Below are 15,342 nucleotides of genomic sequence, written 5' to 3'. Positions count from 1 at the left end.
TTTTTCGCCGGCTTTTCGTCGCTGCGCTCAAGCGCGGGGCTGGAATCTTGACGCGATAAATGGCATAAGCATGATATTGCCTGTTCGATCCCAAGGAGACGCCATGCTTGCCCGTTCCCCTGTCCGCTGGTTTCACATCGCGGCGCTCGGCCCCTGCCTGCTGCTGGCCGCCGGCCCGGCTCTCGCCGCAGAGGCCGCGGTGGCGGCGCCGGACGCATACGGCGCGGCGGTGGCGGCGCAAATCCTCAAGGACGGCGGCAACGCGGTGGATGCCGCGGTGGCGACAGCCTTCGCGCTGGCGGTGACCTATCCCGAAGCCGGCAATATCGGCGGCGGCGGCTTCATGACGCTGTACCAGGGCGGCAAGCCGTATTTCCTCGACTACCGCGAAACCGCGCCCAAGGCCGCCAGCCGCGACATGTACTTGGACGACAAGGGCCAGGTGACGGCCAATCTCAGCCTGGTGGGCGCGCGCGCCGCCGGCGTGCCGGGCACGGTGATGGGCATGTGGCAGGCGCACCAGCGCTTCGGCAAGCTGCAATGGCGGCAGCTGCTGGCGCCGGCGATCAACTACGCCGAGAACGGCTTCACCGTCGCGCCGCGGCAGTACCAGTACCGCGACGAGGCGGCGCAGCTGTTCGCCGGCAAAACCAATTTCAACCGCTATTTCGGCAGCCTGAAGGCCGGCGAAACCTTCCGCCAGCCCGAATTGGCGGCCACCCTCAAGCGCATCGCCCGTTACGGCGCGGCCGATTTCTACCAGGGCGAAACCGCCCGGCTGCTGGTGGCGCAGATGAAGCGCGACAAGGGCCTGGTTGACGCCGACGACCTCAACGGCTACCGCGCGCGCTGGCGCGAGCCGATCCGGATAGACTGGCGCGGCAATGTCGTCTACACCGCGCCGCCGCCCAGCTCCGGCGGCATCGCGCTGGCGCAGCTATTGGCCATCAAGCAGGCGCGCGCCGCCGATTTCGCCGGCGTCGCGCACAACTCCGCCCGCTACATCCACCTGCTGGCCGAAATCGAAAAGCGGGTGTTCGCCGACCGCGCCGACTACCTGGGCGATCCCGACTTCAGCAAGGTGCCGACCGCGCAGCTGACCGACGCCGCCTATCTGCAGCGCCGCGCCGCCGAGATCAACCCGCGGGCGATCTCGCCGACGCCGGACGTCAAGCCGGGGTTGGAATCGCGCCAGACCACCCATTTTTCCATCGTCGACAAATGGGGCAACGCGGTGGCCAACACCTACACGCTGAATTTCGACTTCGGCAGCGGCGTGGTGGTGCAGGGCGCCGGCTTCCTGCTCAATGACGAAATGGACGACTTCAGCGCCAAGCCCGGCGTGGCCAACGCTTTCGGCGTGGTGGGCAAGGACGCCAACGCCATCCAGCCGGGCAAGCGCATGCTGTCGTCGATGGCGCCCACCATCGTCACCCGCGACGGCAAGGTGACGCTGGCCATCGGCACGCCGGGCGGTTCGCGCATCTTCACCTCCATCTTCCAGGTGCTGAACAATCTGTACGATTTCGACATGCCGTTGAAGCAGGCGGTGGCGGCGCAGCGCGTCCATCACCAGCTGCTGCCCAAGGACACCATCTTCTACGACGACTACGCGCCGCTGGCCGGCGCGGCGGCCAGCGAGCTGAAAACCATGGGCTACACGCTGAAGGACCAGGGCTGGCGCATGGGCGACATCCAGGCGGTGAGAATGAACGGCGACGAGGCGGAAACCGCTTCCGACCCGCGCGGCCGCGGCGTGGGCGTGGTGGTGAAGTGACAGCCGGCGCCAAAGGCGCGAGTGCGATAGATTGACTGGGCAAACGAATGGAGCGGGACATGCGGTACCGGACGGTTTTGAGCGATGTGGCCGACGAGGCGGCGAGGGCGGCGATCGTCGCGCCATTGATCGCCTACAATCAGGCGCAGGCAGGGGCGGGCAACAACAGGCCGCTGGTGATCACGGTGGAGGACGAGGCCGGCCAAGTGGCGGGCGGGCTATGGGGCCATACCGGTTTCGGCTGGCTGTACGTGCAACTGCTGGCGGCGCCGGCGGAAGCGCGCGGCCAGGGCCTGGGCCGGCGTCTGATGGAGGAGGCCGAAGCGGAAGCCCGCGCGCGCGGCTGCGTCGGCGCCTGGGTGGATACCTTCACCTTCCAGGCACCGGCGTTCTACGAAAGCCTGGGCTACCGGCGCTTCGCCGAACTGGCCGATTATCCGCCCGGCCACAGCCGGGTGTTCTTCCACAAGCGTTTCGACGCGGAGCCGGGCTGAGCCTCTGCCGGCCGGTGGCGGGGCCGGCTCGCAATCAGCCTGGATAAACGGCGCGGCCAGCCATGCCGCGCCGCTTTCATTCGGCAAGAGAAAGTCCGGGTAAGTAATGCTTGGTGATTGGTTCTAGCTTCAACTAAAACACTTAAGTAAATCTACATTAAGTGGTTGGAGCGTATCGTGACTCACCTGCTTGCCCAGTTCAGCATCCGCGCCAAAATCTTCGGACTGATCCTCCTCGGCATCGCCGCGGCCCTCATCATCGGCGTCAATGGCATCACGGGCGCGAGCGGCATGTTCCAGCTGACCATAGACATGCACGACAATATGCTCAAACCGGTGTACTTGTTGGGGCAGGCCGGCAAGCAGGCGGCGTATGTCAACCGCTCCGACTACCGCTACATCGCAGAAAGCGAAAAATCGCAGATGGACCAGGTGCAGGTCAACCGCGACAAGTTCGAGGCCAATATGAAGGGCTTTCTCGACCAATACCGCAAGACCGAGCTGACGCCGCCGGAAGTGGACGGGCTCAAGCGCTTTGACGCCGCCTGGGACGCGATGAACGCGCCATGCAAGAAAGTGCGCGAGCTTAGCTACACCGATACCGGCAACGGCGAGAACAACAAGAAGGCGCTGTCAATCATGGCCAAGGAGTGCCGTCCGCTGTTCACCGCGGCCGACGACATCCTGAAGGAACTGTCCGACATCAACATCAAGCTGGCCGACAAGGCGCTGGACGACGCCCAGGCGCAATACCAGCGGGTGCGTTCGATGGCCATCGGGGTGCTGGTGGTGGGCCTGGTGCTGGTGACCGGGCTGGGCCTGGCGATCCAGAACGGCATCGTCGGCAGCCTGAAAAGCGCCGGCGAGGCGATGGTGCGGATAGGCAATGGCGACCTGAACGGCGAAATCCGCCCGCAGGGCAAGGATGAGATCGCCGGGATGATGCAGTCGCTGGCCGATACCCAGCAGCGGCTGCGCAAGACCGTCGGCGACATCATGCGCGCCGCCACCAATGTCGCGGCCACGTCCGAGCAACTGGCGGCGTCCACCGAGCAGGTCAGCGCCAGCATCGGCCAGCAGGTCAACGCCACCTCCAGCGCGGCGGCTTCCATTGAGGAGCTGACGGTCAGCATAGACTTGTGCTCCAGCAACGCCGGCCAGGCCAACGAGCAGGCCAGCCAGGCCGGCCAGCAGGCCAAGGCCGGCAACCGCGACGTGCAGGATTCCACCGTGCAGGTGAAGAAGGTCAACGAGAGCGTCAGCCGTTCGGCCGACAGCCTGGAGTCGCTGTCCGATCAGGCGCAGCAGATCGGCAGCATCGCCACCGTGATCAAGGACGTGGCCGACCAGACCAATCTGTTGGCCTTGAACGCGGCGATCGAGGCGGCGCGCGCCGGCGAGCAGGGCCGCGGCTTCGCGGTGGTGGCCGACGAAGTGCGCAAGCTGGCCGAGCGCACCACGACGTCGGCGCAGGAAATCACCGTCATGATAGGCAAGATCCAGGACGGCGCGCGGGTGGCGGTGGACGGCATGCGCGGCAGCCGCCAGATCGTGTCCGACGTGGTGGTGGCGGCGGAGAACGCCTCGGCCACCATCAGCACGGTGGAGTCCAGCGCGGCGGAGGTGGTGGGCGCGATAGGCGAGATCGCCTCGGCGATGCGCGAACAGCGCCAGGCCAGCACCGAGCTGGCGAGCCGGGTGGAGGCCATCGCCCAGATGTCCAAGGAAAACGGCATCGCGGTGGATGTGTTCTCGCAGGCTACCCGCGAGCTGGCGATGGTGGCGGAGCAACTGCAGCAGACCACCATGGCCTTCAAGCTGGACTGACGGCTACATGCGCTGGAACAGGTGGGCGTAGCTGCGGCTCACCTCCAGCGGCTGGTCGTGGCCGCGCAGCTCCAGCAGCAGGCCGCGCTCGTCGCGGCGCACCTGATCGATGGCGTCCACCCGCACCAGGGTGGCGCGGTGGATCTGCCAGAATTCCTCCGGGTCCAGCTGCGGCAGCAGCTCCTTGATCGGCATGCGGATCAGCGCTTCGCAGCCGACGGTCTGCACCCGGGTGTATTTCTCGTCCGACTGGAAAAACAGCACTTCGCCTATGCTGATCATCCTGAGGCTGTTGCCGACCGACGCGCGTATCCAGCGCAGGTAGTTGGGCTTTTCCAGCTGCCGGCCCAGCAGCCGCAGCGTGTCCTGCCATTGCGGCGGCAGCGCGATCTGCCTTTGCTGCCAGCGCTGGCGGGTGCGCTCCAGCCTGTCGTCCTCCACCGGTTTGAGCAGATAGTCGACCGCGCCTTCCTCGAAAGCCTTGATCGCGTACTGATCGTAGGCGGTGACAAACACCACCGGGCAGGCGCCGTCCAGCTCCACCGCGGCGGCGAGGCCGCTTTGCACCGGCATGGTGATGTCTAGAAAGGCCAGGTCGGGGCGGTGGCGGCGCGCCAGCTCCACCGCTTCGGCGCCGTCGCGCGCCTCGGCCACCACCTGCAATTCCGGCCATACCCGCGCCAGCGCCATTGTCAGTTGTTCGCGCATCAGGCGCTCGTCGTCGGCGATCAGGGCGGTGACAGGGGGCATGCGGGGTCTCCAGTGTTTCGGGGCAAGGGTCAGGCCAGCACGAACGGCAGCGCGATGGTGGCGCGGGTGCCGCCTTCGGGCCGCACTTCCAGCAAAAGTTCCGCCTCCGCGCCGTAGCGCAGCGCCAGCCGCTCGCGGATATTGGCCAGGCCCATGCCTTGGCCGGGCTCGTCGGGAAAGCCGACGCCGTCGTCGCACACGGTCAGCCGCAGCTTGCCGTCCAGCACCTTGGCCCGCACTTCGACGAAGCCGCCTTCGGCCTTGGGCTCCAGCCCGTGCTTGATGGCGTTTTCCACCAGGGTTTGCAGCATCATCACCGGGAACCTGGCTTGCAGCAGCGCTTCGGGCACTTCCAGCCGCACCAGCAGCCGCTCTTCCATCCGCAGCTGCATGATGTCGAGAAAGGCGCGCGACAGCTCCAGTTGCTGGCCCAGGCTGGTTTCGCCCGGCGATTCGCGCCATTCCGGCAGCGAGGAGCGCAGGTAGCGGATCAGCGCCTTTTGCATCGACAGCGCGCGTTCCGGCGCGGTTTCCATCAGCTGGCACACCGAGGACAGGGTGTTGAACAGGAAGTGCGGCTCGATTTGCGCTTGCAGCGCGCCCATCCGGGTTTCCGCCAGCTGGCGCTGCAGCGCTTCCAGCTCGGCTTGCTGTTCGGCCCGCTCGCTGCGGGCGATGGCGCGGTCGGCGATCTGCTCCGCCTGGCGCTTGCCGCTGGCCAGAATCTTGACCAGCACCGAGACCAGGACCAGCGTCAGGGTCAGCAGCGGGACGTTCAGGATGCCGCCCAGGGTCTGCACCAGCAGCGAGGCGATGAACAGCCTCCCCCACCCCAGACGCGCCACCTGGTCGACGAACAGCCACCAGTAGTGTTCGATGCCGCGCAGCGCGCTGTCGCCGTCGGTCGGAGCTGCTTGTGCTCGTTCATTCATGATGGGCCTCTTGTTTGCTTTGCTCATTCTTGCCGGCCTGGAGCTTGGCCAGCAGGGTGGCCAGAATCAAAATCAGCGTCAGCGCGGGCACCCGCAGCATGCCGCCCAGAATCTGCACCAGCAGCGCCGTCAGCAGCAAGCGGCCCCAGCCGGTGCGCGCCGCGTAGCCGGCGAGGTGTTCCCAGCCGCGGCGCAGCGCGGCGCCGGCGGCGTGCAGCATCGGCTTAGCCATGATGCGCCTCCTTGTGTTGCGACAGGCGGTGCAGGCGGGCCAGCGGCTTGGCGACGCAGTAGTCCAGCGCCTGCCAGGCCAGCACGACCGGCACGATCAGCGCGCCGCCAGCGAGAGAGGCCAAGAGGGCGAACAGCGTGAAGCGGCCCCATTCCAGCTGCGACAGCCAGTCCAGGACTTGGGTGAAGTACAGGGGCATATGATGGCAGAGCTGGATCAGCGAGTCCAACAGCGCGGCGATGGCTTGGTAGTTCATGGTGCTCTCCTGGTTGGTTTGTGTTGTGACTGTAGGCGAGCGGGAATCGGGGCGATATCGACATGCGACGGACTGCGCGGCGGTGGGGATGAACTGCGTTTGGCGTGGATGAAATGCGCGCCGCGGCGGGGTGAGCCGCGGCGCGCGCGGGACGTTCAGTCGGCGAACAGGCCGGGCGGAGCGCTGCGCTCCAGCTCGAAACGCAGCAGCGCGGCCTTCAGCGGCAGTCCGCCGGCGTAGCCGGTGAGGCTGCCGTCGGCGCCCAGCACGCGGTGGCAGGGCACGATCAGCGCGATGGGGTTGGTGGCGTTGGCGCGGCCCACCGCGCGCGCGCCGCCGGGCAGGTCCAGCAGCAAGGCCAGCTCGCCGTAGCTGACGGTGCGGCCGTAGGGAATGCGCCGCAAGGCGGCCCACACCTGCTGCTGGAACGGCGTGCCGGCGGGGGCCAGCGCCAGCTCGAAGCTTTGGCGCTCGCCGGCCTGGTATTCGGCCAGTTGGCGCGCCACTTCGCGCAGCGCGCCGTCGTCGCGGCGGCAGGCGTGCTCGGCCAGTTGTTGCGGCGTCGGGTTGAACAGCAGCCGCAGCAGCGCGCCGTCGGCGTTCAGCCAGGCGGCCGCCGGGCCGAAGCGGGTGTCCAGCAGGCCGTGGCGGGAGGCGGGGAAGGTGGTGGTCATGGCGAGTCCGGTTTGTCCTGTCGCCATTGGAATCCAAATCCGGCGAAGAATAAATAGCAGCATGCGATGCCTAGCGCCGGCGAGCAGCGAAATGTCATCTTTCCCGCCGCGGGCGGCTCTGATTAAATGGCGGTGTCTTTCCCCTCGCCATCTCTGGAATGAACGATACGAAAAGCGCCGCTTTGGCCGCCGAGTCGCCGCCGGCCGATGACCCCAGCCGCTCCCGCGCCTTGCTGGCCGCCTCCAGCGCCCATGCGGCGCACGACGGATTGACCGACCTGGTGTACGTGCTGCTGCCGCTGTGGCAGGCGCAGTTCGGCATCAGCTACGCGCAGGTCGGTCTGCTGCGCGGCGCTTACTCGGGGATGATGGCCGGCTTTCAATTGCTGGCCAGCCGGGCGGCGGCGCGCTGGGGGCGCAAACGGCTGCTGGCGGCGGGAACGGCGCTGGCCGGCATCGCCTACTTGGTCGCCGGCCAGGCCGGCGGCCTGGCGGTGTTGCTGGCGGCCTTGCTGCTGGGCGGGCTGGGTGCCAGCGTCCAGCATCCGCTGGCGTCGGCGATGGTGGCGGATTCCCACGAGGCCGGCGGCGGCGTCAAGCAGGCGCTGGCGCAGTACAACTTTGCCGGCGATATCGGCAAAACGCTGATTCCGGCGCTGGCCGGCCTGCTGCTGACGGTGGCGAGCTGGCGCGCGGTGGTCAGCCTGGCCGGCCTGCTGGGCCTGGCCGCGGCCGCCGCGCTGTGGCGCTTGATCCCGGCGCGGCTGGATGCCGCGCGCCGCGAGGCCAAGGCGGCCGCGCCCGCGGCCGGCCAGGGCTCGGCCGGTGCCATGCGCGCGCTGCTGTTCACCGGCGTGCTGGACAGCGCGGCGCGGATGGGTTTTCTCACCTTTCTGCCTTTCCTGCTGAAGAGCAAGGGCGCCGGCAGCGCCGGCATCGGCCTGGCGCTGGCGCTGTTGTTCGTCGGCGGCGCGTTCGGCAAACTGTTTTGCGGCTATCTGGGCGCGCGCATCGGCATGGTGAGGACGGTGTGGCTGACGGAGACGGCCACCGCATTGCTGATCGCGCTGGCGGTAGCGCTGCCGCTGTTCGGCGCGATGGCGATCCTGCCGCTGCTGGGCCTGGCTTTGAACGGCACATCGTCGGTGCTGTACGGCGCGGTGCCGGAGCTGGCCGGCGCGGGGAGCCGGCGCGACCAGGCTTTCGCGCTGTTCTATACCGGGACGATAGGCGGCGGTGCCTTGTCGCCGGTGCTGTTCGGCCGGCTGGGCGACGCCGTCGGCGTGCCGGTGGCCTCGCTGTGGCTGGCGGCGCTGCTGTTGCTGACCTTGCCGCTGGCGTGGCGGGCGGGCAAGGGATTGCGGATTTGAGAGGCGGAAATTGACGACGATAGGGGGCGGATATGGCGATGGCGGCTGATGCGGTGATCGCGCTGGTGGCGCTGCTGCATGGGTATTTTCTGGTACTGGAGATGTTTCTGTGGGACAAACCGCTGGGCATGAAGACCTTTCGGCTGACGCCGGAGCGGGCGCGCGACACCAAGGTTTTGGCCGCTAACCAGGGGCTGTACAACGGCTTTCTCGCCGCCGGCCTGGCCTGGGGACTGTGGCTGGGCGCGGGCGGCTTTCAGATCAAGCTGTTCTTCCTGGCCTGCGTGCTGGCGGCCGGCGCGTTCGGCGCCGCCACCGTCAACCGGCGCATTTTGTTGGTGCAGGGGCTGCCGGCGGCGCTGGGCATCGCGCTGTTGTGGCTGGCTTGAGCGGCGAGCGCGTCGCGGGGAGGGCGGATGGTTCCGGAAATGAGCATCTTGGGGCGGTTTTCAGGCAGAAGGCTCAAGCCGGCGCGCGTCGTGTTTGATGAGCAGGGCTTGTCTGTGCTCCGAGGCGATGCCTTGCGATGGCGCGTGCCGCTGGATGAGATCGCGTCGGTTAGCCTGAGGCGGGGGCGGCGTCTGTTCGGCCTGTTTTCGTTCGGCCGGTGGCTGGTGGCGGAGTCTCGCGGCGGCAAGCTCTATCTCGAACCCACCCTGGAGTATAAGACGGAGGACCTGGAGCGCTTGGTCGCGCGAATCTGCCAGTTCATCGCTTGATTTCGCAGGATCAGCTTGTGTGTTCCAGCTCCTGCAAAAACCGCTCCAACACCAAATTGGCGCGGCGCCCCTTGCGCACCGCCAGCGCCAGCGGCGCGTCGTAATGGCAGATGTCCGGCAGCAGCGGCCGCATCTGTCCTTGCGCCACCCAGCCGGCGGCGAAGTGATCCGGCAGGTAGCCGATGTAGCGGCCGCTGAGGATCAAAAAGGCGATGCCTTCGCGGTCGGACGCGGTGGCGGCGGCGCGTAGCCGTTGTTGCAGCGCCTGCGCTTGCGGCGGCAAGCGGTAGCCGGGCGCGACGGCGTTGGCGGCGGCCAGGTCCACCTCGCTCAAGTCATTGTCGGGCCGGCTGAACAGCGGATGTTCGCGGCTGCAGTACAGCTGCGAGCGCTCGTCGTACAGCGGCAGGTAGTCCAGCCCGGACAAGGGCTGGATCAGCGGCACCACGCCGGCGTGCAGCTGGCCGTCCAGCAGGCCGGTTTCGATGTCGCTGGGCGTCATCATGCCGATGGAGATCTTCACTTCCGGACCTTGCTCGCTCAGCGCTTTGAGCGCGCCGGTGACGCGCATCCTGGGCAGCGTCACCAGGTTGTTGACGATGCCGATGTTCAACTCGCCGCGCAGTTGGCGGTGCAGCAGGTTCACTTCGCCGCGGAAATCCTCCAGCGCCGCCAGCAGCGTGTGGCTGGCGCGCAGCACTTCGCGGCCTTCGTCCGTCAGCGCGAAACCGGCGCGGCCGCGCTGGCACAGCCGGATGCCCAACCGTTTTTCCAGATCGCCCATCTGCAGGCTGATGGCGGAGCGGCTGATGCCCAGCACGCCCTCGGCGGCGGAGAAGCCGCCGCATTCGGCCACCGCGCGGAACAGCCGCAGCAGGCGGATATCGAAATCGCTGACTTGTCCCAGCGCGGGTTTCATAAGTTGAGTTTTTATTTATCTGAACATAAGAAAGATAGCATTTAACTCACGCAATGTCCGCGGCATGCTGTGTCCATACTCCCGCCACAGGTGCCCGACATGAACCCGCTCACCACCCGTTCCGAATACGCCCATCTCGACCTGCGCGCGCACTGGATGCCGTTCAGCGCCAACCGCAGCTTCCAGCGCGATCCGCGGTTGATCGTCGCCGGCGAAGGCAATTATCTGGTCGATGACCAAGGCCGCCGCATCTTCGACAGTCTGTCCGGCCTATGGTGCTGCGGCGCCGGGCACAGCCGCAAGGAGATCGCCGAGGCCGCCTATCGCCAGCTGTCGACGCTGGATTACTCGCCCGGCTTCCAGTTTGGCCATCCGCTGTCGTTCCGGTTGGCCGAGCGGGTGGCGGCGATGGCGCCGGGCGCGCTGAACCACGTATTCTTCACCAACTCTGGCTCCGAGTGCGCCGACACCGCGGTGAAGATGGCGCGCGCCTACTGGCGGCTGAAGGGCCAGGCGTCCAAAACCAAATTGATCGGCCGCGCTCGCGGCTACCATGGCGTCAACATCGCCGGCACCAGCCTGGGCGGCATGAATGGCAACCGCAAATTGTTCGGCCCGCTGATGGACGCGGACCATCTGCCGCACACCTTGCTGCCGGCCAACGCTTTCAGCCGCGGCTTGCCGGCGCAGGGCGCGGAGCTGGCGGACGACTTGCTGCGGCTGATCGAGCTGCACGACGCGTCCAATATCGCCGCGGTGATCGTGGAGCCGATGGCGGGCTCGGCCGGCGTGATCGTGCCGCCGCAGGGCTATCTGCAACGCCTGCGCGAGATCTGCACGCAGCACGGCATCCTGTTGATCTTCGACGAGGTGATCACCGGCTTCGGCCGCACCGGCAAGCTGTTCGGCGCCGACTATTTCGGCGTGACGCCGGACATCATGAATGTCGCCAAGCAGCTGACCAATGGCGCGGTGCCGATGGGCGCGGTGGTGGCGACCAGCGAAATCTACGAGGCCTTCATGGCGCAGGCGACGCCGGAGTACGCGGTGGAGTTCGCCCATGGCTACACCTATTCCGCCCATCCGGTGGCTTGCGCGGCGGCGCTGGCGGCGCTGGACGTGCTGGAGAACGAAAACCTGGTGGCCAGGGCCGCCGAACTGGCGCCGCATTTCGAGCGCGGCATTCATGGCCTGAAGGGCTTGCCGCACGTGGTCGACATCCGCAACTGCGGGCTGGCCGGCGCGGTGCAGATCGCGCCGCGCGGCGGCGACGCCATCGTGCGGCCGTACGAGGCGGCGATGGCGTTGTGGCGCAAGGGCTTCTATGTCCGCTACGGCGGCGACGCGCTGCAGTTCGGCCCGCCGTTCACCACCACGCCGCAGGAGCTGGACAGCCTGTTCGACGCCGTCGGCGAGACGCTGGCCAAGCTGGCCTGAAATGATTGTCACCAATAAAACGAGATCCTGAAATGACGACTTTGCAACACCTGATCCACGGCGAGGCTTGCGACGGCGGCAGCCGCCGCGCGCCGATCTTCAATCCATCCACCGGTCAAGCCATCGCCGACGTCCAACTGGCGGACGCCGCCACCGTGGCGCAGGCGGTGGCTGCCGCCCAGGCGGCGTTTCCGTCCTGGCGCGATACGCCGCCGGCCAAGCGGGCGCAAGTGCTGTTCCGTTTCAAGCAACTGCTGGAGCAGCATGAGGCGGAGATCGTGCCGCTGATCAGCCGCGAGCACGGCAAAACGCTGGAGGACGCCGCCGGCGAGCTGAAGCGCGGCATCGAGAATGTCGAATACGCCTGCGCCGCGCCGGCGCTGCTGAAGGGCGAGTACAGCCGCAACGCCGGCCCCAATGTCGACGCCTGGAGCGATTTCCAGCCGCTGGGCGTGGTGGCCGGCATCACGCCGTTCAACTTCCCGGCCATGGTGCCCTTGTGGATGTATCCGCTGGCCATCGCCTGCGGCAACACCTTTATCCTGAAACCGTCGGAGCGCGATCCCAGCTCGACGCTGCTGATCGCCCGTTTGCTGCACGAAGCCGGCCTGCCGCGTGGCGTGCTCAACGTGGTGCATGGCGACAAGGAGGCGGTGGACGCGCTGCTGGCGGCGCCGGAAGTCAAGGCAGTCAGCTTTGTCGGCTCCACGCCCATCGCCGAATACATCTACGCCGAGGGCAGCCGCCGCGGCAAGCGGGTGCAGGCTTTGGGCGGCGCCAAGAACCACGCGGTGGTGCTGCCGGACGCCGATCTCGACAACACCGTCAACGCCTTGATGGGCGCGGCCTACGGCTCCTGCGGCGAGCGCTGCATGGCCATCTCGGTCGCCGTCTGCGTCGGCGATCAGGCGGCCGACGCGCTGATCGCCAAGCTGACGCCGCAGATCCAGGCTTTGAAAGTGGGGCCGGGCACCTCGCCGGGCCTGGACATGGGCCCGCTGGTGACGCGCGCGCATCTGGACAAGGTCAGCGGCTATATCGCCGACGGCGTGGCGGCCGGCGCGGAGCTGGTGGTCGATGGCCGCGGCATCGCGGTGCCCGGCCATGAGGGCGGCTTCTTCCTCGGCGGCTGCCTGTTCGACCGAGTGACGCCGCAGATGCGCATCTACCAGGAAGAAATCTTCGGCCCGGTGCTGTGCGTGGTGCGGGTGAACAGCCTGGAAGAGGCGATCGCGCTGATCAACGCCCACGAATACGGCAACGGCACCTGCATCTTCACCCGCGACGGCGAGGCGGCGCGCCTGTTCGCCGATACGGTGGAAGTGGGCATGGTGGGCATCAACGTGCCGCTGCCGGTGCCGGTGGCCTACCACAGCTTCGGCGGCTGGAAGCGGTCCTTGTTTGGCGACTTGCACGCCTACGGCCCGGACGGCGTGCGCTTCTACACCCGGCGCAAGGCAATCACCCAGCGCTGGCCGCAGCGCGCCAGCCACGAGGCCTCGCAGTTCGCCTTTCCCAGCCTGTAAATCAACAGTGGCGGATGGGCCGCTCGCGAGGGCGGCCCGTTTCGCTGGCATAATGGCAATGTCCTGATCCTGTCTGCTCGCCATGAAACTGTCTGCTTCCGCAACCATCGTTTCTTCCCCTTGGTCCATCCGCCGCCTGAGCGCGGCCGATATCGGCGCGGATTGGCTGGACGATTTCCAGCGCCGGCAGGAGGTGACGCTGGTGTATCGCGGCGCGCCCGGCGACAGGCGCATCGCAGCCGAGCCCTTCATCGACGACTGGTCGGCGGACGAGCGGCGGGCGCTGTGTCGCGAGCTGGCGGCGATGGCGGATGCCGGGCGGGTGTGGGCGGCGCTGGAAGGCGCAAGCCTGGCCGGTTTCGCCGCCATCTCCCCGGCGCCGCTGGGGCCGGATGGCGAGTATCGACAATTGAAGGAGCTGCAGGTGGACGCCCGCTGGCGCGGCCGAGGCCTGGGGCGCGAGTTGATGCGGGAGTGCGCCGCCGGCGGCAGGCAGATGGGCGCGGGCCGGCTGTACATTTCCTCGCACTCCGCCATTGAAACGGTGTCGTTTTACGAGCGCTGCGGCTGCGCGCCGGCGCGCTGGCTGCATGGCCCCCAGATCGAACGGGAGCCGTTTGATTGGCAGATGGAGTACGACCTAGCGCTCCAGTGAAATGTCATTGTGCTATCTTGCTTAAGCCAGCTTTCCCGCCGCCAAGGAGCCAGCCATGCCCAACACCATACGCCTGCACCGCGTGCTGAACGCGCCGCCGGAGCGCGTCTACCGCGCCTTCATCGATCCGCTGGCACTGGCCAAGTGGCTGCCGCCAGACGGCTTCGTCTGCCAGGTGCTGGAGCAGGACGCCACCGTGGGCGGTGGCTACCGGATGGCCTTCGTCAATTTCTCCGGCGGCCAGCGGCACGAGTTCGGAGGCCGCTATCTTGAGCTGGTTCCGGGCGAGCGCATCCGTTACACCGACCGTTTCGACGATGCCAACCTGCCCGGCGAAATGACCACCACCATCACGCTGGCGCCATTGTCCTGCGGCGCCGATCTCACCATCGTGCAGCAAGGCATCCCGGACGCGATTCCGCCCGAGAACTGCTATCTGGGCTGGCAGCAGTCGCTGCGGCAGCTGGCGGCCTTGGTGGAGCCGGACATTCCGGGCTAGGCCGGACGAAGCGCAACAAGCCGGGCGCATGCCCGGCTTGGTTTTTGCGGCCAGCGCGCCGGCTTTGTCAATCCAGCGGCCAGGGAATGGTTTTGGCCTGATCGGCGGCGGCATCGGATGCCGGCACGGCAGGCGCGGCGACGGTATCCACCGCGCGCCACCACGGCTCCGCCCGATCGGCGTGGGCGGGCTCCAGCGCCTGGCCCTGGCGCGGCATCAGCAGTTGGACATTGCTTTGCTCGGACAGGGCCAGCAGGGTGTCCGCCGGTTCGTCCCAGGCGTGCATCGCCAGGTTGAAGGTGCCCCAATGCACCGGCAGGAAAGCGCCGCCGCCCAGCAGCTCCAGGGCTTTGAGCGCGTTGTCCGGCCCCAGGTGGATATCGCCCCAGGCGGGGTGGTAGGCCCCCACTTCCAGCATCACCAAGTCGAATGCGCCGATCCGTTCGCGGATTTCCTCAAACTGGCCGGTGAGGCCGGTGTCGCCGCTGAAAAACACCGAGTGCCGCGGCGTGCGGATGGCCAGCGACGACCATAGCGTGGCGTTGCGGTCTTTCAGGCCGCGGCCGGAAAAGTGCTGCGACGGGGTGGCGGTGATGGTCAGGTCGGCGCTGGGGTGGCAGTAGCTTTCCCACCAGTCCAGCTCGGTGATGCGCTGCGGCGCCACGCCGAACGCTTCCAGATGCGCGCCGACGCCCAGCGAGGTGACGAAGGGCACCGGCGTTTTGGCGAGTTCGCGTATCGTGGGGTAGTCCAGATGGTCGTAGTGATCGTGGGAAACCAGCACCAGGTCCAGCGGCGGCAGCTCCTTCAGCCGCACTGGCGCCGGCTGGAAGCGTTTGGGGCCGGCCAGCCGCGTCGGCGAGGCGCGCGGCCCCCATACCGGATCGGTCAGCACGCGCAGGCCGTCTATTTCCAGCAGCACCGTCGAGTGCCCAAGCCAGGTGGCGCGCAGGCCGGACTCCGGCGGCTTGCGCCAGGCATGCCGCGGGTCCGCTACGGGCAGCGGGCCATTCGGCGTCCGCCTTTCGCCGCCGCACAGAAAGTCTTTCAGCGACGGCATCTTCACCGCCGGGTCGCGCAGGCCGGGAGCGATCGGATAGATGTTGCGGAAGCCGTCGTCCGCCCACATCGGGGAGGCGCGCATCCTTTCCAGCCGCGCGCCGGCCGCTTTCTTGCCCAGTGCTTTCATCGCCATCCTTCCCATGCGTGTTGACGTGTTGCCCACACTGTAAATAAGCGCGTCCGCCGCGTCGAGCTTGGTGCGCGCGCGGCTCG

At 67.5% G+C, this 15,342-nt stretch carries 17 protein-coding genes; 10 read left to right on the top strand and 7 right to left on the bottom strand.

Annotated features, from left to right (window positions below; all coding sequences use genetic code 11):
- Window positions 1-103 precede the first annotated feature (103 nt).
- From ggt to U6115_RS17800, 3 genes are all read left to right on the top strand, one after another.
- A complete protein-coding gene (gene ggt / locus U6115_RS17810) occupies window positions 104-1,777 on the top strand; it encodes a gamma-glutamyltransferase (RefSeq protein ID WP_043575446.1) in 1,674 nt (557 codons plus the stop codon).
- 59 nt (window positions 1,778-1,836) lie between these two features.
- Window positions 1,837-2,271 carry a GNAT family N-acetyltransferase gene (locus U6115_RS17805; protein ID WP_043575444.1) on the top strand — a complete coding sequence of 145 codons (435 nt, stop codon included), beginning with the start codon at window positions 1,837-1,839 and terminating at the stop codon, window positions 2,269-2,271.
- A 177-nt stretch (window positions 2,272-2,448) separates the two neighbouring features.
- The gene (locus U6115_RS17800; RefSeq protein WP_052258066.1) at window positions 2,449-4,098 is read left to right on the top strand and encodes a methyl-accepting chemotaxis protein; all 1,650 of its coding nucleotides are present in this window, start codon (window positions 2,449-2,451) and stop codon (window positions 4,096-4,098) included.
- 3 nt (window positions 4,099-4,101) lie between these two features.
- Here U6115_RS17800 and U6115_RS17795 read toward each other — a convergent pair whose 3' ends face one another.
- The 5 genes from U6115_RS17795 to U6115_RS17775 all read right to left on the bottom strand — a co-directional run bounded on the left by U6115_RS17795 (window position 4,102) and on the right by U6115_RS17775 (window position 6,942).
- A complete protein-coding gene (locus U6115_RS17795; protein ID WP_043575442.1) occupies window positions 4,102-4,848 on the bottom strand; it encodes a LytR/AlgR family response regulator transcription factor in 747 nt (248 codons plus the stop codon).
- Between the two features lie 29 nt (window positions 4,849-4,877).
- Window positions 4,878-5,780, bottom strand: a complete 903-nt coding sequence (locus U6115_RS17790) for a sensor histidine kinase (RefSeq protein WP_052258065.1) — start codon at window positions 5,778-5,780, stop codon at window positions 4,878-4,880.
- Window positions 5,773-6,012, bottom strand: coding sequence for a hypothetical protein (locus U6115_RS17785; RefSeq protein ID WP_146008454.1), 240 nt, complete (start codon window positions 6,010-6,012; stop codon window positions 5,773-5,775). The genes U6115_RS17790 and U6115_RS17785 overlap by 8 nt, the downstream gene beginning before the upstream one ends.
- On the bottom strand, window positions 6,005-6,268 hold the full coding sequence (locus tag U6115_RS17780) for a hypothetical protein (RefSeq protein WP_043575438.1): 264 nt from the start codon (window positions 6,266-6,268) through the stop codon (window positions 6,005-6,007). Before U6115_RS17780 ends, U6115_RS17785 begins: the two co-directional genes overlap by 8 nt.
- A gap of 155 nt (window positions 6,269-6,423) precedes the next feature.
- Window positions 6,424-6,942, bottom strand: a complete 519-nt coding sequence (locus U6115_RS17775) for a methylated-DNA--[protein]-cysteine S-methyltransferase (protein ID WP_043575436.1) — start codon at window positions 6,940-6,942, stop codon at window positions 6,424-6,426.
- A 158-nt stretch (window positions 6,943-7,100) separates the two neighbouring features.
- Here U6115_RS17775 and U6115_RS17770 point away from each other — a divergent pair, with 158 nt between their 5' ends.
- The 3 genes from U6115_RS17770 to U6115_RS17760 are packed head-to-tail and all read left to right on the top strand — an operon-like array spanning window position 7,101 to window position 9,031.
- Window positions 7,101-8,312, top strand: coding sequence for an MFS transporter (locus U6115_RS17770; RefSeq protein ID WP_043575434.1), 1,212 nt, complete (start codon window positions 7,101-7,103; stop codon window positions 8,310-8,312).
- Between the two features lie 38 nt (window positions 8,313-8,350).
- Window positions 8,351-8,701: a DUF1304 domain-containing protein gene (locus tag U6115_RS17765; protein ID WP_236849613.1), complete on the top strand. Its 351-nt coding sequence runs from the start codon at window positions 8,351-8,353 to the stop codon at window positions 8,699-8,701.
- A gap of 39 nt (window positions 8,702-8,740) precedes the next feature.
- Complete coding sequence (locus U6115_RS17760) at window positions 8,741-9,031, top strand: hypothetical protein (RefSeq protein WP_146008455.1); 291 nt, start codon at window positions 8,741-8,743, stop codon at window positions 9,029-9,031.
- A 10-nt stretch (window positions 9,032-9,041) separates the two neighbouring features.
- Here the strand turns inward: U6115_RS17760 and U6115_RS17755 are convergent, their stop codons facing one another.
- The gene (locus U6115_RS17755) at window positions 9,042-9,950 is read right to left on the bottom strand and encodes a LysR family transcriptional regulator (protein ID WP_043575426.1); all 909 of its coding nucleotides are present in this window, start codon (window positions 9,948-9,950) and stop codon (window positions 9,042-9,044) included.
- 99 nt (window positions 9,951-10,049) lie between these two features.
- Here U6115_RS17755 and aptA point away from each other — a divergent pair, with 99 nt between their 5' ends.
- From aptA to U6115_RS17735, 4 genes are all read left to right on the top strand, one after another.
- The gene (gene aptA / locus U6115_RS17750; protein ID WP_043575425.1) at window positions 10,050-11,387 is read left to right on the top strand and encodes an omega-aminotransferase AptA; all 1,338 of its coding nucleotides are present in this window, start codon (window positions 10,050-10,052) and stop codon (window positions 11,385-11,387) included.
- A gap of 32 nt (window positions 11,388-11,419) precedes the next feature.
- A complete protein-coding gene (locus tag U6115_RS17745; protein WP_043575421.1) occupies window positions 11,420-12,913 on the top strand; it encodes a CoA-acylating methylmalonate-semialdehyde dehydrogenase in 1,494 nt (497 codons plus the stop codon).
- Between the two features lie 82 nt (window positions 12,914-12,995).
- Window positions 12,996-13,568: a GNAT family N-acetyltransferase gene (locus tag U6115_RS17740; protein WP_052258064.1), complete on the top strand. Its 573-nt coding sequence runs from the start codon at window positions 12,996-12,998 to the stop codon at window positions 13,566-13,568.
- A gap of 55 nt (window positions 13,569-13,623) precedes the next feature.
- Window positions 13,624-14,067, top strand: coding sequence for an SRPBCC family protein (locus tag U6115_RS17735; RefSeq protein WP_043575419.1), 444 nt, complete (start codon window positions 13,624-13,626; stop codon window positions 14,065-14,067).
- Window positions 14,068-14,134: 67 nt separating this feature from the next.
- Here the strand turns inward: U6115_RS17735 and U6115_RS17730 are convergent, their stop codons facing one another.
- A complete protein-coding gene (locus U6115_RS17730) occupies window positions 14,135-15,256 on the bottom strand; it encodes an MBL fold metallo-hydrolase (RefSeq protein ID WP_043575418.1) in 1,122 nt (373 codons plus the stop codon).
- Between the last annotated feature and the right edge of the window lie 86 nt (window positions 15,257-15,342).

Origin of the sequence: Chromobacterium subtsugae (genome assembly GCF_035919665.1) — a bacterium.
GTDB lineage: Bacteria > Pseudomonadota > Gammaproteobacteria > Burkholderiales > Chromobacteriaceae > Chromobacterium > Chromobacterium subtsugae.
This window is presented reverse-complemented; position numbering and strand designations above follow the sequence as displayed.